Genomic DNA, 18,116 nt, shown 5'->3' with positions numbered 1-18,116 from the left:
TCCGTTTTTGCCCCGGATTCCGACGGCGGGATTTGCACCTTGAAATAACCCGAGCTGCCACAATCAATAGCACTCTCTATTTCACTCTAAATGTTGGCCCCGGTGGAAGTTCCTGCTGGGGGACAGGTGCCTCGGAATTCAGGATGATTTATGACCCACGCTCTTGAGATTGAAGGTCTGATCAAGACCTACGGTGATGGTTTCGAAGCTTTGAAGGGAATCGACCTTCACGTCGCCGAAGGTGATTTCTTTGCATTGCTCGGTCCTAACGGAGCCGGCAAATCCACCACGCTGGGTATTGTCTGTTCACTGGTCAATAAGTCCGCAGGCAAGGTGCAAGTGTTTGGCAATGACATAGATACCCACTTGTCCGATGCCAAGCTTAATCTTGGCGTGGTGCCCCAGGAATTTAACTTCAACCAGTTTGAAAAAGTCTTTGACATCGTCACGACCCAGGCCGGCTATTACGGTATTCCGCTTAAACAGGCGTCGGTGTCGGCCGAGAAGTACCTCAAGAAGTTGGGTTTGTGGGAGAAGCGGGATACGCCTGCGCGTATGTTGTCCGGCGGCATGAAGCGGCGGCTGATGATCGCCCGGGCCCTGGTTCATGAGCCAAAGCTGCTGATTCTGGATGAGCCCACCGCAGGGGTCGATATCGAGCTTCGGCGCTCTATGTGGGCATTCCTCGAAGAAATGAACCGCCAGGGCACCACCATTATCCTGACCACCCATTACCTGGAGGAGGCGGAAGCGCTGTGCCGCAACATTGCCATCATTGATCACGGTCGGATTCTGAAGAACACCAGCAAGAAAGACCTGTTGCAGGAACTGAGTGTCGAGACCTTCGTGCTGGATACCGCCACGCCGTTGGCATCAGCACCAGAGCTGGCGGGTTTTTCCACTCGCATCGATGGGGAAGGGGCGCTGGAAGTGGATGTGCAGAAGGGCCAGGGCCTGAACCAGGTATTCGTTCAGCTGGACAAGTTGGATATCAAGGTAGTCAGTATGCGAACCAAGGCCAATCGCCTCGAGGAATTGTTCATTCGTATGGTGGAGGAAAACGCCTCGGAATCGAAAAATAGCCTGGAGGGTGTCGCATGAGGGCTCAGGCGCTAGCTACCGCATTCAACACCATTGTGACCCGGGAAATTCGCCGCTTTACCCGTATCTGGGCCCAGACCCTGCTGCCGCCCGCGGTCACCATGACCCTGTACTTCATCATTTTTGGCAATCTCATTGGCGCGCGCATCGGTGAGATGGGCGGATTTGACTACATGGCCTTTATAGTTCCTGGCCTGATCATGATGGCGGTGATCACCAACTCCTACGCCAACGTGGTGTCGTCGTTCTTCTCGATGAAGTTTCAGCGCAGCATAGAGGAGTTGCTGGTGTCACCGGTTCCGAACTGGGTCATCCTGGCGGGATACGTCTGTGGTGGAATGGCTCGCGGGCTTGGCATTGGCCTGATCGTTACCCTGTTGTCGCTGGCGTTTACCAGTCTGACCATTCACAGTCTGCCGATGATGGTGGTGACGGTGTTTCTGACGTCTGCGTTGTTTTCCCTTGGCGGTTTTATCAACGCCATGCTGGCCACCAAGTTTGACGACATCTCCATCGTGCCGACCTTCGTGCTGACACCGCTGACTTATTTGGGCGGCGTGTTCTACAGCATCGATATGCTGCCGGAATTCTGGCAGGGCGTATCCATGGTTAACCCGATTCTGTACATGGTTAATGGCTTCCGGTATGGCATTCTCGGGGTCTCGGACGTTAATCCGTTCGTATCTCTTGGTATGATTCTGGTCTTTATTGCCCTGCTGGCGTTCATTGCCCTGAAAATGCTGGCCCGGGGTAAAGGCATCCGTCACTGATCTCAGGAAATTTTATGGCGCTTCACAACGCACCGCTGGGGAAAGCCAGCGAATACCCGGATCGGTACGATCCGTCTCTGCTGTTCCCGGTTGCCCGGGACGAGAACCGTCGCCGGATTGGGCTGAACGATGGCCGCTGGCCATGGTTTGGGGAGGATCTCTGGCAGGCCTGGGAAGTGTCCTGGCTTCGTTTGAGTGGTGTGCCGGCTGTGGCCTGGGCGGAAATCCGATTTCCAGCCGCGTCGCCGTCCATCATTGAGTCCAAGTCCCTCAAGCTGTACCTGAATTCGTTCAACCAGAGTGCGTTTTCATCACCTGAGCAGGTTGCCAAAACCATCACCGATGACCTCTCCAGCGCCTGCGGTGCCGCCGTTCAGGTTGATATGAAGAGCGTGGATGAGCCGGGAGATGCCTTTGGCCGCCCCCAGGGGTACGAGCTCATTGACGACGAGCCGGTCAGCGACGTGGTTTACGAGTATTCCCCGGAGTCGCTGAACGCCGGTGGTGAAGTGGTTACCGAGAAGCTGTGCTCGCATCTCCTGAAGAGTAATTGTCCGGTGACCGGGCAGCCCGACTGGGCCACGCTTATGGTCAGCTATACCGGGCCCAAGCTTGATCGGGCGGGTTTGCTTAAATACGTCGTCAGTTTCCGGCAGAAGCAGGATTTCCACGAACACTGCGTGGAAACGGTGTTTACGGATTTAATGGCACAGTGCCAGCCGGAAAAGCTCATGGTATGTGCCCGCTATACGCGAAGAGGCGGGTTGGATATCAATCCCTGGCGCGCCACCGAGCCTACGCAGGACGGTTCCTCTGGCAGGCTGGTTCGTCAGTAGCGGCCGATTAAAGGGAAAGAGGGGAGCGGAATGGGCGCATGAGGAAAGGTCTCAGGATGCGCCTTCTTCCTGGCGTAGCCGGTCAGCGGCATCCTCGAGAGCAGCCAGGATGGCCTCCCGTTCTCTCTCGGTCACCTTGTCGGAATCCAGGTACATCGCAAAACCACTGTGCTCATGTTCGAGAAAGCTGCGGTGGGGGCCCATATCCCTCCGGAAATCGACCACTTCGTAAATGGGAACGGGTTTGCCGAAGCCCTTTACTGTAATTTCCCCTTTATCCCGGCACATGATCTTGTCTTTGATGAGCGAGAAGGTTTCGTAGGAAATCAGGATCTCGCCGGGTTCGGCAAGTGATTCCAGCCGGCTGGCCAGATTTACTTCCTTGCCGATGATGGTGTAGTCCATCCGGTTTTCGGCACCAAAGTTGCCCACGGTGGTATACCCAGTGCTAATCCCCATCCGTATCTGCAAGGGCGTCTTGATGCCCTGGCTGCGCCATTTCTGGCGCATGATTTTCATGTGTTTGCGCATCTCAACAGCCATGGAAACGCAGGCAAAGGCGTCCTCTCGTTGGCCTCGGCTGGTGGGGTCGCCAAAGAACACCATGATGGAATCGCCGACGAATTTGTCGATGGTGCCGCCGTACTTTAGCGCCACTTCCGACATTTCGTTGAAGTAGTGGTTCAGGAGTTCTGTCAGCGCCTCCGGTTCCATTTCTTCCGACAGCTCGGTAAAGCCCTTGATATCGGAAAAGAACACGGCCAGTTTCTTGCGCTGGGTTTCCAGCCGAACGTCGCGCTCACCCGTGAAGATCGATTGCCAGACCTGAGGTGACAGGTACTTGGACAGTTTGTGGGAGAGTGCGATGGATTGTTCACGCTGATTCTGGATTTGGGTTTTGGCCAGCATCAGCGCCTGGGCCTGCTGGTGCGAATAGTAGGCAGTGAGGCAGATATAAAGGCCGGTGGCGCAAATTGCGAGAATGCTGGTCAGCAGCGGTGATTCCAGCGACTCAGCAGGCCCGACAATGGCGACGGAGGCCGCAATGGCCGCGGCCATAAAGATGCTGCCCAGAAACCATTGCCGGATGCCACCAACAATAAGACAGCTGAACATCAGCATTAGGACAACAGACACCGATGGAATGGCTACCAACCCGATACAGCCAATAAAGGCGCCGCCAACCATGCAATCGAAAATCAGCATCTTATGTCGGATACGGGGCGAGTGCTGGAGGAAGGTGCGGCGGGTCAGTGCGTGAGCTACGTGCGGCCAGGTCAGGGCACCGGCCACCAGCCACAACAACCATTGCTCGAAGGCTCCCTGGAGCGCGCCGGTAACGATAATGACGGCAGTCGCGGTGTAGGCAAGAATTCGGCCGTTATAGTCCGGCATCGGGGGGATCACCACAGGATGATTGTGATGATCCATGGTCAATGCGCTGCTGGGGCTGCGCAGCTCCGGCGGGACGCTAACCATGCTAGAAGCGAATCCGGCCGATGAGCATATCCCTGAACATGACCCAATCGCCTGCAAGGCTGTAAAGTGGGTGTTTGAACGTAGCGGGTCGGTTCTTCTCGAATTTGAAATGGCCAACCCACGCGAAGCCATAACCGATGACTGGCACCAATAGCAGCCACGCCAGCTTCCCGGACATTAGAGCCCAGGCTGTGACAATCAGAACTAACAGACTGCCCACGAAGTGAAGCCGACGACACATGACGTCGCTGTGTTCTTCGAGGTAGTAAGGATAGAATTCGGAAAAGTTGTTAAACGTGTGTTGCTCACTCATGGTGCTGCTACTAAGTTGTTTTTTAATTTTTAGGTAGGCCGGACTACGACTAAAGGTTAGCAGTATTAGGTGTAACCCACAATTCACCTGAGCTCCAAAGTATGGCCAAGATTCCTGAAACCATTATCCGATAGCGAGACGATATGACCGCAGTCAGCGAATTCCTGCTCAACCGTGCTTCCGAGCCAAGGCTGGAGGCACCAGCACCCGATTCTGAAACCCTGGAGCGCGCCTTTGCGTGTGCCGCGCGGGCGCCTGATCATGCACTCCTGCGCCCCTGGCGCTACCTGGTCATCGAAGGCGAGGGTCTGAAGGCCCTGGGCGACCTGTTTGCTTCTACCTGCGCCAATAACAGTGACGAGCAGGCCATCGAAAAACTGCGCAGGGCACCCCTGAGGGCGCCGATGGTTATCGTAGGAATTGCCTCTCCGACGCCCCATCCGAAGGTGCCGGAAGTTGAGCAGATTATGTCTGCTGCAGCCGGCATGAGTTTTCTGGAGTTGGCGCTGCAGGACGCCGGATTTGGTGTCATGTGGCGCACCGGGAGTCCGGCCTATCACACCCAGGTACACCAGGGGCTGGGTCTCAGTGAGGCCGAATCGATCGTCGGCTTTCTTTATACGGGTACGGTGTCGTCGGAAAAGCCCCCGGTGCCGAGGCCGGAAACCCCCGAATTTGTCCAGCACTGGAACGGTTGAGCCAGGCGGCTGATTCTGGCCAGATCCCCCGGCCCGCCGGTCGGGGGAAACAGTTTGCCGCTTTCCCGATGTGGTTATTGGTTTTGCCCCGTCTTTTCAGTGCCTTCCTCGCCTCAATCCCTCGTTTCGCCGCTCCCTGGCTAGCTTTTCGAATTCTGGCATCTGCTTTGCTTTAACCCTTTCAAAGAGCACAACCGGCAATTCCGGCCGGCAGGCGAGTGCAGATTTTGGGAGGCAGTATGGCAATTTCATTTGATAACGCTCTGGGAGTTCACGCTCAGGCGCTGGAAGCCCGGGTAAAGCGGGCTGAAGTGTTGGCGAATAACCTCGCCAATGCCGACACTCCGGGTTACAAGGCGCGGGATGTCGATTTCCAGGCGATGATGCAGAAGGCTCAGCAGAGCGTTTCCGGACTTGAAATGGCCAAGACGGACGATGGCCACATGGACACGTCCACAGAGTCTGCCAGCGGTGATCTGCTTTACCGCACCCCGCACCAGCCATCACTGGACGGCAACACTGTCGACGCCCAGCAGGAGCAAACCCGGTTCATGCGCAACGCCATGGATTACCAGGCCAGCTTCCAGTTTCTGAGCAGCAAATTTTCCGGGCTGACCAAAGCCATCAAGGGCGAGTAAGCCGCAGCGACGCGATTAGCGAAGGAGAGACAACATGTCATTAGGCAGCATTTTTGACATCGCCGGGTCCGGTATGACCGCTCAGTCACTGCGGCTGAACACCACGGCTTCCAACATTGCCAATGCTGAAACCGCCAGTTCCAGCACTGAAGAAACCTACCGGGCACGCAAGCCGGTTTTTGCCGCCATCCAGCAGTCCATGCTTAACCCGGATCAGCAAAGCCTTGGAATGGGTGGGCAGCAGGGTCCTGGCGCCGGGGTTCGTGTGGAGGGTGTGGTTGAGAGCCAGGCCGATCTGCAGATGCGTTATGAGCCACAGCACCCTGCGGCCAACGAAGAGGGCTATGTGTTCTACCCGAACGTTAACGTGGTGGAAGAGATGGCCGACATGATGTCCTCCTCGCGCAGTTACCAAATGAACGTGGATATCATGAACACCGCCAAATCCATGATGCAGCGCATTCTGACGCTGGGTCAGCAGTAATCTGGTGAGGAGCACGCAATGAGCGCAATTAACGCAACAGACGCTTCCGATGTTCTGAGCCAATACCAGCTCAAGCAACAAAGCGGTGCCGAGGGTAACAGTGAGCTCGGCAAAAACGAGTTCATGGAGCTGATGCTGGCCCAGCTGAAAAACCAGAATCCGCTGGAGCCCCAGGACAACGGCGAATTTATCTCCCAGCTGGCCCAGTTCAGTTCGCTGGAGGAAATGCAGAAGCTATCCGGCAATGTCGACGACGTGGTTGGTCAGTTCCGCTCAACCCAGGCACTGCAGGCCTCGGCCATGGTGGGCAAGAGCGTGCTTGCACCGTCTCAGATCGGGTTGCTGGGCGCCGAGGGCGTGGTAGATGGAACCATTGAGGTGCCGGCATCCACCGGCGGCCTGCGGCTTTCGGTTCAGAATCAGCAGGGCGAACTGGTGCGTCAGATTGACCTGGGCAGCAGTCCGGCGGGCGTGAAGTCCTTCAGCTGGGATGGCCAGGACGGCAACGGCAATCAATTGCCGCCAGGCCCTTATCGGATTGTCGCTGAGGCATCTTATCCGGAAGGCCAGCAACAACTGTCGACCATGGTTAGTGCCAACGTCGATAGCGTCTCCCTGGGCCAGGGCGGTTCAGTGACATTGAATCTCGCGGGTATGGGCTCGATCGCCCTGTCCGACGTCAAACAAATCAACTAATACCGGTGTCAGACCAAGGGGTGAATCATGGCATTTAATACAGGGCTCAGTGGCCTCCGGGCAGCATCGGTGGATCTGGACGTTACCGGCAACAACATTGCCAACGCCAGTACCGTCGGTTTCAAAGGCAGCAAGGCGCAGTTTGGCGATCTTTATGCCAGTGGCTTTCTGGGTGCGGGCAATAGCCCGGTGGGCGACGGCGTGCGGGTTCAGGACGTTAAGCAGTCTTTCAGTCAGGGCAATGTCAGCTTTACGGACAGCGGCCTGGACATGGCGATCAGCGGTGATGGCTTTTTCATCCTGAATAACGGTGGCGAGACCCGCTATTCGCGGGCCGGGCAGTTTGGTATCGATAAGGATGGCTTCGTTACCAACAATCAAGGCATGCGAGTTCAGGGTTTTACCGCAGACGATAACGGTAATTTGTCGGGGATTCGCGGAGATCTTCAGATCGATAGTGATAATTTGGCGCCACGCCGGACTACTAATCTTGTCTCGGACCTGAACCTCGATTCCAGGGAACCGGTATTGGAGGTGCGGGGGACCAATGTTCAAACTGGTCAGCCCGATCCTGACAATCAATACGCTGCTGAGACAGTCAGATTTACCCAAGCTGATGGCTCTACTAACGTTGTAAATATCCCAGCTAATAGCAGCGCCGCAGATGTCGCTGGTCTTTTAGGCTCAGTGGAGAATGTCAGTGCCTCTGCACGCACAACATTTACGTTTTCCCCTGCTATCGTTGATGGTAGAGCCTACACGGTTCAAGGCGAATCATTTACAGCCTCCGCCTCGTCAACGCAAACGCCACTTCAATCTCTCATTGATCAGATAAATAACAGTAGCCTTGATAGTGTTTTTGCGAGTGATGTTGGCGGGGAGCTTCAGCTAATCGAGAGCCAAGGACGTGATATTTTATTTCAAGACGGGTCTAGCCCGGCGGTGAGCCAGACCGGCGCCCTATCAATTACTTTAGGGCGTGATATTGACCCGCCAGTGGATGACGGTTCAGGTGGCACGCCTTTGTTCCTTTCAACATCGGGCACTGACGTATCGCCATTTGTAACTAATGAATTTGATCCGCAGGATCAGCGAACTTATAACCACGCTACATCAACGACGGTTTACGATAGCCTCGGTAACTCTCACGAGCTGACGCAGTTTTTTGTAAAAGATCCTGCGCCGGGCAATGGCGTTGGCCAAAGCCAATGGTCGATTTACGTAGAAATAGATGGAGAGATGGTTCCTGATATCAGCTCGGGTCAACAGCCGTTTACTGCAACTTTCAATCAGAATGGCTCATTGGAATCAGTTAATGGTGATCCTAGCGGGGAAATTTTTGTCACGGGCTGGACGCCAAAGGACCCGAATGGAGATGCTAATGGTGCGGACGGCCCCCCAGGAGCGGGTGTGACTGAAATTACTGAGCCGCCTTCCAGCTCCGCATTTGTGATAAATCTGGGTGGTACAACGCAGTTTGGAGCATCTTTCGGGGTTAATGACCAGAAGCAAGATGGCTACACAACCGGGCGTCTTTCGGGACTGGATGTCTCAGATACCGGCGTTATTTTCGCCCGCTACACCAACGGCCAATCCCAGTCGCTAGGTCAGGTGGCTCTGGCGTCCTTTAACAACACAAACGGCCTGTCGCCGGTAGGGGATACCTCCTGGGTAGAGACCTTCGAGTCTGGCCAGCCGATTTTTGGCGCACCGGATACCGGCACGCTTGGCTCCATCCAGGCAAGTTCTGTTGAGGAATCCAACGTTGACCTGTCGGCCGAGCTGGTGAACCTGATCATTGCCCAGCGCAATTACCAGGCCAACGCCAAGACCATTGAAACCTCTGATGCGGTTACCCAGACCATCATCAATCTTCGCTAAATCCTAAAGCGATAAACATGGCACAACTCCTGCAGGAAGACTGGAAACAGTCAAAATTCCGGCAGGAGTTTTCCCATGGACAAAGCCCTCTATCTCGGTATGTCTGGCGCCAAGCAAACTATGCTGGGCCAGCGTGCCCACGCCAATAACCTGGCTAACGTCAGTACCACAGGGTTCAAGAAAGACTTCGCGCAGGCCCGCAGCATGCCGGTTTACGGCGAGCATCATCCAACCCGTGCCTATGCCATGACCGAACGTCCGGGCTCGGACTTGTCGGCCGGGGCGCTGATGGAAACTGGACGGAAGCTTGATGTTGCCCTGGAAGGTGATGGCTGGCTTGCGATCCAGAACAATCTTGGCGAAGAGGTTTTCACGCGCTCCGGTAGTCTCCAAGTTGATGTAAACGGCCTGATGCGCCTTGCCGACGGCGAGCTGGTGCTCGGCAATGGCGGCCCGGTCGCACTTCCCCCATTCGAAAACGTTCAGATTGGTGCCGACGGTACCGTATCCATTGTCCCTGTTGGCGGCGCTCCTGATGAGCTGGTTGAAGTCGATAGGCTCAAGCTGGTGAATCCACCGGCGGGCGCGTTGGAGAAGGGGGTGGATGGTTTCATGCGACGCAAACCGGACCAGGCCATTGATGGAGTTGAGCCTCCTGACGCGAACCTGCGAGTGGCCACGGGATTCCTGGAAAGCTCCAATGTGAACGCCGTTGAGGAAATGATTTCCAACCTTCAGCTGTCCCGACAGTACGAGATGCAGGTGAAGGTGATGAGCACGGCCAAAGAAAATTCCGAAGCGGCGGCACGGCTGTTGCAGAACCTTTAATAACGATTGAAGACCACGGCCTGGTGGGCTGAAAGCGGCAAAACTTGGCCGCTTCGACAGTCATCCGGCAAGGAGAAAGAACATGCATCCAGCACTTTGGGTCAGCAAAACCGGGTTGAGCGCACAGGACACCAACATGTCCACCATTTCCAACAACCTGGCCAACGTGAATACCACCGGTTTCAAGCGAGACCGTGCCGTGTTCCAGGATCTTCTGTACCAGATCAACCGTCAGCCGGGCGGTTTGAGCACCCAGAACTCGGAATTGCCTTCGGGCCTTCAACTGGGTACCGGTGTTCGCGTGGTTGGTACGGCCAAGCAGTTCTCCCAGGGCAACCTCCAGGTGACCGAGCAACCACTGGACATGGCCGTAAACGGCCGTGGATTTTTCCAGGTGCAGTTGCCGGATGGCCAGGTGGCGTACACCCGCGATGGTCAATTCCAACTCAACGCCAATGGCGATGTGGTGAACCCGGACGGTTATGCACTGGAGCCGGCGATTACCGTGCCGGAGAACGCTACGACCGTCACGATTGGCAAGGATGGCACGGTTACTGCGATCACCGATGACCAGGCTGCTCCGGTCAATCTGGGTCAGGTCACGCTGGTAGATTTCATCAACCCGCAAGGGCTGCAGGCCATTGGTAACAACCTGTTCAAGGCCACTAACGCAAGCGGCGACCCGACCGAAGGCGAGCCCGGGCTGGCCGGTCTCGGCACCATTGAGCAAGGCTCTGTGGAAGCCTCCAACGTTGAGGTGGTTGAGGAGTTGGTCAATATGATAACAACCCAGCGCGCCTATGAAATGAACTCAAAGGTCGTGTCCACTACCGACCAGATGCTTCAGTTCATCACCAACAATATTGGTTAAGTTATGACACACGTCCTCCGAACCAACCTGCTTGATCGAGTGCCTACCTTGGCGCTGGTCGGTGCTTTGATCGTGCTCCAAGGGTGCACCGCGATGAGCCGTCCCAGGGCGGTTCCGGACGATCCCCAGTATGCGCCAGTGCGTGCGCAGGCCATGATGCAGAAAGACCCGAATTCCGGGGCGATCTTTCAGAGTTCCCGCAACTACAACTTCTATGGCGACACCACCGCGCTGAACGTGGGGGATGTGCTGACCATTACGCTTGCAGAGTCCACACGGGCGAGCAAGAACGCCGAAACCAGCATCACCAAAGACACCGAAATCAGCTTGCCCGAGCCAACGATTCTTGGGAAAAGCAACTTCGGCATCAACACCGCGCTCAATCAGGAACGGGATTTTGAAGGTTCCGCCGAGGCGGACCAGAGCAACAGTCTGGCCGGCAACATCACTGTTACGGTGACTGAAGTGCTGCCAAATGGCGTGTTGCGTATCCGGGGCGAGAAGTGGCTGTCGCTGACCAATGGCGACGAATACATCCGTCTGACGGGCCTGGTGCGGCCGCAGGACATTCAGCCAGACAATACTGTTGCCTCCAACCGCATTGCCGACGCCCGTATTGCTTACGGTGGTACCGGTGATTTTGACCAGGCCAACCAGATGGGTTGGGTTGCGCGTTTCTTTAACAGTGAGTGGTGGCCGTTATGAGCCTGAAAAAGCTTCTGGCTGTGGCGTTGATGCTGACGGTTTGTGCCGCACCGGTGATGGCGGATCGCCTGAAGGATCTGGCGCGGATCAAGGGTGTACGGAACAACCAGCTGGTGGGGTATGGCCTGGTGGTTGGTCTCGATGGTACCGGTGACAAGGCTCCGTTTACCAATCAGACCTTCCGAAACATGATGAACCAGTTCGGTGTGACTCTGCCGGAGGGCGTGAATCCGAACCTGGCGAATGTGGCGGCGGTTACCGTCAGCGCGACTTTGCCGCCCTTTGCCAAGACCGGTCAGGAACTGGATATCACCGTGTCATCCATTGGCAATGCCGATAGCCTTCGCGGCGGCACGTTGCTGATGACTCCGCTGAAGGGCGCCGATAACAATATCTACGCCATGGCCCAGGGCAGCCTGGTCGTTGGCGGTTTTGGTGCCCAGGGCCAGGATGGTTCCCGCATCACCGTCAATGTTCCTAGTGTGGGCCGGATTCCCAATGGCGCAACCATCGAGCGGGAAGTGGCATCGCCGTTCACCAAGGGCGACACCATCACCTTCCATCTGTTGCGTCCGGACTTCACCACGGCTCGCCGTGTGGTGGAAGCGGTTAACGGTCACCTGGGCCCGGACATGGCCTACGCCCACGATGCCACCTCCATTTCGGTGCGGGCGCCCCGGGATCCTTCCCAGCGGGTCAGTTTCTTGTCGATCCTCGAAAATATCAATGTCGATCCCGCCCAGGATGCCGCCAAGGTGGTGATCAATAGCCGTACGGGCACCATCGTGGTTGGACAGAATGTTCAGGTCAGCCCGGCCGCGGTGACCCACGGTAACCTGACCGTCACCATTCAGGAGAACCCGAATGTGGTTCAGCCTAACCTGTTGGCCCAGGGCGAGACGGCTTTGGAGCAGGATTCCCAAATTGCCATTACCGAAGAGCCCGCCCGGATGTTCAAGTTTGGGCCGGCAGTGACCCTGAATGACATTGTTCAGGCAGTGAATCAGGTAGGTGCGGCACCCGGGGATGTCATGGCGGTGCTTGAAGCCCTCAAACAGGCCGGCGCTCTGCGCGCCGAGCTGATTGTGATCTAGGTGTCGTGATGCAGGACTATCAGGTTCAACAGGCTCAGGTTTACACCGATTTCAACGGGCTGAATGCGCTGAAATCTCAGGCTCGCACTGACAAGCAGGCGGCCCTGGAAGAGGTGGCGCGCCAGTTCGAGAGCCTGTTCCTGTCGGAAATGCTGAAATCCATGCGCAAGGCCGGCGATGTGTTCGCGGAAGGCAATTACCTGAACAGCAGCCAGTCTGAATTCTACCGGGACATGTTCGACAGCCAGTTGAGCCTGACTATGGCCAAGGGGCAGGGCACCGGACTTGCGGAAGCGCTGGTTCGTCAGCTTGGTGAACAGACTCCCGGACTGGCCAGCGATGGCGGTAAATTGGCGGCTCACAAGGCGAGTCTGGCGGATTACGAGCGCAGCTTGCCCGTTTTGTCGGCGAAATTGCCGGAACAGCTGGACCAGGTTACCGCAGTGGCAAAGCAAGCAGCGTCGACAGCACACTCGCTGAAACCTTCGGCAACCAAAGCACTGCCTGAGCAGTTCGATTCGCCAGACCACTTTGTTCGGGAACTGTTACCGGTGGCGGAACGGATTGCTGCCGATTCGGGAATCGATCCCAAGCTGATGGTGGCCCAGGCGGCTCTGGAAACCGGCTGGGGTCGGCACATGATCAAGGGGGATGGTAATCAGCCGAGTTTCAATCTGTTCGGTATCAAGGCCGACAGTCGGTGGCAGGGCGAAGCGGTCACCATCACCACCACGGAATACCGGGAGGGTTTGCCCCTGAAAGAGCAGGCGCAGTTCCGGGCCTATCCCGACTACGAATCCAGCTTCCGTGATTACGTGTCGTTCCTGGAATCGAATCCGCGCTACCGAGACGTGTTGTCCGTAGCCGACCAGCCGGAGATCTTTGCCGACAAGCTGCAGGAAGCAGGCTACGCGACTGACCCCAATTACGGTGAAAAGATCCGCAGGATCATGGGCCGTGATTCACTGATGACACTGTCCATGGACAGTGGAACTAAGGAGTAACGGTTATGGCGGGACTGCTGGGTATTGGCCTTACCGGGATTCTGAGTCATCAGTCGGCTTTGAATACCACCGGCAACAACATCACTAACGCGAACACGCCTGGTTACAGCCGTCAGGAAGTGCAGTTTGAAACCCAGACCGGGCAGCGAACGGGCGCTGGGACTATTGGCAGCGGCGTTAGCATTTCCAATATTCGTCGGTTGGCGGATGAGTACCTGGTTCAGCAGGTTCGCGAAGACAGCACCCTTTCCGGTGAGCAGGAAGCGCTGAACTCCGAATTGACTCGGCTGGACAACCTGTTGGGCGGTGAGTCCACAGGTTTGAGCAACGCGCTGAACAACTTCTTCGCTTCATTGCAGAACGCCGCCGAAGATCCGACGTCGTTGCCTCAGCGTCAGTTGGTGTTGAGTGAAGCGCAGCAAGTTGTGAATCGGTTTCAGGCGCTGAATCAGGAATTCATTCAGCAGCGGGAATCGGTAAAGACCCAGATGCAGCAGGGTGTGAAAGACGCCAACACACTGCTCAAGAGTATTGCTGAATTAAACCTGGCCATCTCGGAGTCGCCTGGTATTGCCCAGGGAAAAATGCCGAACGAGCTGCTGGACAAGCGAGACGAGAACCTCCGGCAATTGTCAGAACTGGTCAGCATCAAGGTGTCCGAAACTGAAGGTAGCCAAGTTAATGTTTCATTGAGCAACGGCTTGTCCCTCGTGGTGGGTAACAATGCTGCTCAGTTCGGCACTCAGGAAAGCTCAGAGGATCCGACTCGGTTGTCCTTCACACTCTCCAATGGTGGCCGGGTCGTCAATGTTGACGAGCAGATCAACGGCGGCAAGCTGGGTGGTCTTCGTCGTTTCGATAACGAAGCGCTCAAACCAGCTTTTGATGAACTGGGCCGGATTGCCATTGCCCTGTCGGACACGATGAATCATCAGCACGAAATCGGCATGGATCTGGAAGGCGAGCTGGGCGGGCTATTCTTCAGCGACATCAACTCGCAAGCGGCCCAACGTAGCCGCGTTGTTGCGAATGGCAATAATCAGCAACCCCAGACGGGACAGCTGGCCGTCGAAATTACGGACAGCTCAGTGTTGGCTGCGGACAGCTATACGCTGCAATTTAGTGGCGATGGCCGTAACTTTGAGCTGATCGACAAGGCGACCGGAGAGACGGTTAATCAGGGCCGCCTTCCGGATCCGGTCCAATCCGAAATTTCTATGCCGGGCTTCAACATCCGGGTGGAGGGTGGTGCCTTTAATGCGGGTGATAAATACCTGATTCAACCAAGCCGGAATGCGGCTGAGAGTATCAGCCTGCAGGTTGACCGGGAGGAAGATCTTGCGTTCGCTAGTCCAATTCGAGCGGAGACGGATCCTGGCAATTCAGGCACGGGAAAGATTGATCAAGGGACAATGCTTAACGTCCGTAACCCCAATACAAACGCTCTTTTACCTGGGTTCCAGACCGCAGGAACGCTAGCCAACGGCCCATTGACGATAGCCTTTGCGCAGAGCGGCAGTGATTTGACATTTACGGTTACAGATTCCAGCGGCGCCGTGGTCGGAACGCCAGGTCAAGTCTATCAAGCTGGTATCGCCAACACGGTTTTTTCGGACGATCCGAGCGCAGGGAGCGATTATCAAGGTTATCAGTTCCGTATCACTGGTCAGCCTGCAGTGGGCGATACTTTCTCCATAAGCTATAACGCAAATGGCGTTTCCGATAACCGCAATGCAGAGCGTCTTGCAGCGCTTGGAACGGCGAATACGCTGAATGGCGGAAACCAGAGTTTCTCCGAAGGCTACGCTGGATTGGTAGAGGATGTTGGCGTGAAAACTCGCCAGAGCCAGCTGGATCTGGATGCGGGCAAAACGCTTTTGGAACAATCGACCAATCAACGTGAGAGCGTGTCGGGCGTAAACCTTGATGAGGAAGCCGGCAAGCTGATTCAGTATCAGGCCGCATACAATGCCTCGGCGCAGGTTATGTCCGTGGCTCAGGATTTGTTCAATACGCTGTTACAGAGTTTCCGGTGATGGAACTGGTAACGGTCGCAATGGCAGCGTGAGGTGATTTGAGATGATACGTATTTCATCGCAACAAATTTTTTCCGGTGGCATTAACCGCCTCCAGGATCTGAACAGCAACCTGAACAGTACTCAGCAGCAGATTTCCACCGGCAAGCGGGTCAACCAGCCGTCGGATGACCCCGTTGCCGCTGCGCGGATTCTGAAGCTTGATCAGGAGCTTTCTCGTGTCGAAACCTACCAACGTAATGTGAATCTGGCGGACAACCGACTCATTCAAGAAGAGAGCGCTTTGGAAAGTTCTATTGACATTATCCAGAGGGTGCGAGAGCTGACCGTGCAGGCAGGTAATGGATCATTGTCGGCGAATGATCGGCAATCAATCGCGTCCGAGCTCAAGGAGCGGCTGGGGCAGCTTGCGAACGTTGCCAATACGCGAGATGCGTCGGGTGAGTATATATTTAGTGGGTTCCAGGGTTCTCAGCCCGCTTTCGTGCAAGGGAGTGACGGTAGTTGGGGCTACAATGGCGACGAGGGGCAGCGAGTCCTTGAAATCGATGACGGCGTAACTGTGCCGATCAGTGACCATGGCAAGGGTATCTTCGCCGACGTCACAAGTGCTGATGCGTCTTTCCGGACAAAAGTTCTAAACAATGAAAGCGGCACGGCCGCTATTTCATTTGTGTCAGTCAATGATCAAGATGATTTAAACAATTTCTCTCCTAAAGTTCTGACCGTCCGTATAGAGGACAATGGGATCGGTGGTCTTCAGGTTAGAGCCAGTGACGGTACGACATCCACGGTTTTACAGAATCCTTATACAGCTGGAAGCCCGCAGACGTTCGTAGAGGAGGGTATGGAATTTGAGATAACGGGTGACGTTGATGACGAATTTGTTCTTAATACAAGCAATAAGCAGTCAGTCTTTAAAACAATAGAGAACCTCATTTCGGGCTTAGAGACCATCGACAAGTCCGCGGTGGGCGGGCAGGCTGACTACGACGATTTAATCGCCGATTCGCTTTCCAATCTCGACAGCGCCCAGGAAAGTATCATCCTCAAGCAAACCGAGCTCGGTGGCCGGATGAACGCCGTAGAGTCCACCAAGAATTTTCTGGAGGATTCCTCGGTGTACACCAACCAAATCCGCTCGGAATTGCAGGACGTGGATTACGCCGAAGCCATCAGCAATTTGAGCTTCCAGAGCTTCGTGTTGCAGGCGGCACAGCAGTCCTTCGCACAGGTGTCGCAGCTGTCGTTGTTCGACCGGCTTTAAATAATTACTCGAGCGGGCGTGATCTGTCCGCATGAGTTATTGATTTCATGGGCAAGCTCAGTATAATCGCCCATCTCATCTTGCTGGCGGCGTGGTGAAATTGGTAGACACGACGGATTCAAAATCCGTTGGGGTAAAACCCGTGGCGGTTCGAGTCCGCCCGCCGCTACCACCTTTTCAGGTGTTCTGGTTCGCTCTGACACTCTCGCAAAATCATAATAATTGCTCCTGCTGTTCAGGCGAGTTCCATTCCGTGGTAAATTCCGTTCTCTTTTTCACAACCGCAGTTGCGTCTTGACAGTCCTTTCCTATGAACGTCTCTGATTTTGACTTTGAATTGCCGGACGAGCTGATCGCCCGATATCCGCTGACTGAGCGCACGGCCTCCCGCCTTTTGTGTCTGGATGGGATGTCAGGCAAAACCGTCCATCGGCACTTTGCGGATCTTCCTGACCTGCTACAGCCCGGCGATCTGCTGGTGTTCAACGATACCCGGGTAATCCCGGCGCGCCTGTTTGGTAAAAAGGAAACCGGTGGCCAGGTGGAGATCCTGGTAGAGCGGGTGACCGGTGAACATGAAATCATCGCGCACGTGCGGGCATCCAAGGCGTTGAAAGAAGGCCAGAGGGTCATTCTTGAGGACGGTACCAACCTGTGTATGGCGAGCCGGAATGAGGCACTGTTCACTCTGGTTTGTGAGTCTGCCGAGCCCGTGCTTGAGGTGCTGGAGCGCATTGGTCATATGCCATTGCCGCCGTACGTGGATCGCCCGGACGAGAGCACGGATCGCGAGCGTTACCAGACGGTTTACGCCCGAGAAGCGGGTGCCGTTGCCGCACCCACTGCGGGCCTGCATTTTGATGAAGCCCTGCTGAAAACGATTCAGGACCTGGGGGTTGAGACGACCTTCGTTACCCTGCATGTGGGTGCTGGCACGTTCCAGCCAGTGCGTGTTGATCGTATCGAAGACCATGTGATGCACAGCGAAGTAGTGCAGGTTCCGCAGGCGGCGGTGGACGCCGTGGAGCGCGCCCGGGCACGGGGTGGCCGTGTCATTGCTGTGGGGACTACTTCCGTTCGCTCACTGGAATCCGCGAGCAGGGGAGGCCGACTGAAAGCCTTCCGAGGTGAGACGGACATCTTTATCAGCCCGGGTTACCGATTTGAGATGGTCGATGCCTTGATCACCAATTTTCATTTGCCGGAATCCACGCTGATCATGTTGGTTAGCGCGTTCGCGGGCTACAAGAATGTTATGGATGCCTACGAAGAGGCGGTGGCCGAACGATACCGCTTCTTCAGTTACGGCGATGCAATGTTCATCACTTGCCAGGAGCCGAGTCGCGGGATGTTGCTCGGACCAGCTGGCACCACAAACGATTCAAGCTCTGATACCAACGGGGAATCACTTTGAG

At 55.7% G+C, this 18,116-nt stretch carries 18 protein-coding genes and 1 tRNA gene; 17 read left to right on the top strand and 2 right to left on the bottom strand.

Features of this window, described 5'->3' with window-relative positions; translation table 11 throughout:
- The first annotated feature begins 150 nt into the window (after nucleotides 1–150).
- From FGO67_RS12390 to queF, 3 genes are read left to right on the top strand one after another with little or no spacing between them, the layout of a single operon-like run.
- Nucleotides 151–1,101, top strand: a complete 951-nt coding sequence (locus FGO67_RS12390) for an ABC transporter ATP-binding protein (RefSeq protein ID WP_203300968.1) — start codon at nucleotides 151–153, stop codon at nucleotides 1,099–1,101.
- Complete coding sequence (locus tag FGO67_RS12385) at nucleotides 1,098–1,871, top strand: ABC transporter permease (protein WP_203300967.1); 774 nt, start codon at nucleotides 1,098–1,100, stop codon at nucleotides 1,869–1,871. Before FGO67_RS12390 ends, FGO67_RS12385 begins: the two co-directional genes overlap by 4 nt.
- A 14-nt stretch (nucleotides 1,872–1,885) precedes the next feature.
- Complete coding sequence (gene queF / locus FGO67_RS12380; RefSeq protein WP_203300966.1) at nucleotides 1,886–2,707, top strand: NADPH-dependent 7-cyano-7-deazaguanine reductase QueF; 822 nt, start codon at nucleotides 1,886–1,888, stop codon at nucleotides 2,705–2,707.
- Nucleotides 2,708–2,758: 51 nt separating this feature from the next.
- On the opposite strand, the gene FGO67_RS12375 is transcribed toward queF, so the two are convergent.
- Both FGO67_RS12375 and FGO67_RS12370 read right to left on the bottom strand, forming a co-directional pair.
- Nucleotides 2,759–4,186 carry an adenylate/guanylate cyclase domain-containing protein gene (locus FGO67_RS12375; protein WP_203300965.1) on the bottom strand — a complete coding sequence of 476 codons (1,428 nt, stop codon included), beginning with the start codon at nucleotides 4,184–4,186 and terminating at the stop codon, nucleotides 2,759–2,761.
- Nucleotide 4,187: 1 nt separating this feature from the next.
- Nucleotides 4,188–4,499, bottom strand: coding sequence for an Mpo1-like protein (locus tag FGO67_RS12370; protein WP_203300964.1), 312 nt, complete (start codon nucleotides 4,497–4,499; stop codon nucleotides 4,188–4,190).
- Nucleotides 4,500–4,642: 143 nt separating this feature from the next.
- On the opposite strand from FGO67_RS12370, the gene FGO67_RS12365 reads away from it, so the two are divergent.
- The 14 genes from FGO67_RS12365 (at nucleotide 4,643) to queA (ending at nucleotide 18,115) form a co-directional block, all read left to right on the top strand.
- Complete coding sequence (locus FGO67_RS12365; protein ID WP_203300963.1) at nucleotides 4,643–5,197, top strand: nitroreductase family protein; 555 nt, start codon at nucleotides 4,643–4,645, stop codon at nucleotides 5,195–5,197.
- Between the two features lie 239 nt (nucleotides 5,198–5,436).
- Nucleotides 5,437–5,835: a flagellar basal body rod protein FlgB gene (gene flgB / locus FGO67_RS12360; protein ID WP_203300962.1), complete on the top strand. Its 399-nt coding sequence runs from the start codon at nucleotides 5,437–5,439 to the stop codon at nucleotides 5,833–5,835.
- Nucleotides 5,836–5,869: 34 nt separating this feature from the next.
- Nucleotides 5,870–6,319 (top strand): flagellar basal body rod protein FlgC, encoded by a 450-nt coding sequence (gene flgC / locus FGO67_RS12355; protein WP_203300961.1) that lies wholly within the window; start codon nucleotides 5,870–5,872, stop codon nucleotides 6,317–6,319.
- Between the two features lie 18 nt (nucleotides 6,320–6,337).
- Nucleotides 6,338–7,015 carry a flagellar hook assembly protein FlgD gene (locus tag FGO67_RS12350; protein ID WP_203300960.1) on the top strand — a complete coding sequence of 226 codons (678 nt, stop codon included), beginning with the start codon at nucleotides 6,338–6,340 and terminating at the stop codon, nucleotides 7,013–7,015.
- 27 nt (nucleotides 7,016–7,042) lie between these two features.
- Nucleotides 7,043–8,896: a flagellar hook protein FlgE gene (locus FGO67_RS12345; RefSeq protein ID WP_203300959.1), complete on the top strand. Its 1,854-nt coding sequence runs from the start codon at nucleotides 7,043–7,045 to the stop codon at nucleotides 8,894–8,896.
- Nucleotides 8,897–8,971: 75 nt separating this feature from the next.
- Nucleotides 8,972–9,724 carry a flagellar basal body rod protein FlgF gene (locus FGO67_RS12340; protein WP_203300958.1) on the top strand — a complete coding sequence of 251 codons (753 nt, stop codon included), beginning with the start codon at nucleotides 8,972–8,974 and terminating at the stop codon, nucleotides 9,722–9,724.
- A gap of 82 nt (nucleotides 9,725–9,806) precedes the next feature.
- Entirely contained in the window at nucleotides 9,807–10,595 is a 789-nt protein-coding gene (flgG, locus tag FGO67_RS12335; protein WP_203300957.1) for a flagellar basal-body rod protein FlgG, read from the top strand.
- A gap of 3 nt (nucleotides 10,596–10,598) precedes the next feature.
- Nucleotides 10,599–11,300, top strand: coding sequence for a flagellar basal body L-ring protein FlgH (gene flgH, locus FGO67_RS12330; RefSeq protein ID WP_203300956.1), 702 nt, complete (start codon nucleotides 10,599–10,601; stop codon nucleotides 11,298–11,300).
- A complete protein-coding gene (locus FGO67_RS12325) occupies nucleotides 11,297–12,394 on the top strand; it encodes a flagellar basal body P-ring protein FlgI (RefSeq protein ID WP_203300955.1) in 1,098 nt (365 codons plus the stop codon). The genes flgH and FGO67_RS12325 overlap by 4 nt, the downstream gene beginning before the upstream one ends.
- Before the next feature lie 8 nt (nucleotides 12,395–12,402).
- Nucleotides 12,403–13,398, top strand: coding sequence for a flagellar assembly peptidoglycan hydrolase FlgJ (gene flgJ / locus FGO67_RS12320; RefSeq protein WP_203300954.1), 996 nt, complete (start codon nucleotides 12,403–12,405; stop codon nucleotides 13,396–13,398).
- Between the two features lie 5 nt (nucleotides 13,399–13,403).
- On the top strand, nucleotides 13,404–15,434 hold the full coding sequence (gene flgK / locus FGO67_RS12315; protein WP_203300953.1) for a flagellar hook-associated protein FlgK: 2,031 nt from the start codon (nucleotides 13,404–13,406) through the stop codon (nucleotides 15,432–15,434).
- A 43-nt stretch (nucleotides 15,435–15,477) separates the two neighbouring features.
- A complete protein-coding gene (gene flgL / locus FGO67_RS12310) occupies nucleotides 15,478–16,701 on the top strand; it encodes a flagellar hook-associated protein FlgL (RefSeq protein ID WP_203300952.1) in 1,224 nt (407 codons plus the stop codon).
- An 85-nt stretch (nucleotides 16,702–16,786) separates the two neighbouring features.
- Nucleotides 16,787–16,873 (top strand) — tRNA-Leu (locus FGO67_RS12305).
- 138 nt (nucleotides 16,874–17,011) lie between these two features.
- Nucleotides 17,012–18,115, top strand: coding sequence for a tRNA preQ1(34) S-adenosylmethionine ribosyltransferase-isomerase QueA (queA, locus tag FGO67_RS12300; RefSeq protein ID WP_203300951.1), 1,104 nt, complete (start codon nucleotides 17,012–17,014; stop codon nucleotides 18,113–18,115).
- Nucleotide 18,116: the final 1 nt, after the last annotated feature.

The organism is Marinobacter sediminum (assembly GCF_016820575.1).
Lineage (GTDB): Bacteria > Pseudomonadota > Gammaproteobacteria > Pseudomonadales > Oleiphilaceae > Marinobacter > Marinobacter sediminum.
Note: the sequence above shows the minus strand (reverse complement) of the source record. Positions and strands in the feature narration are given on the sequence as shown.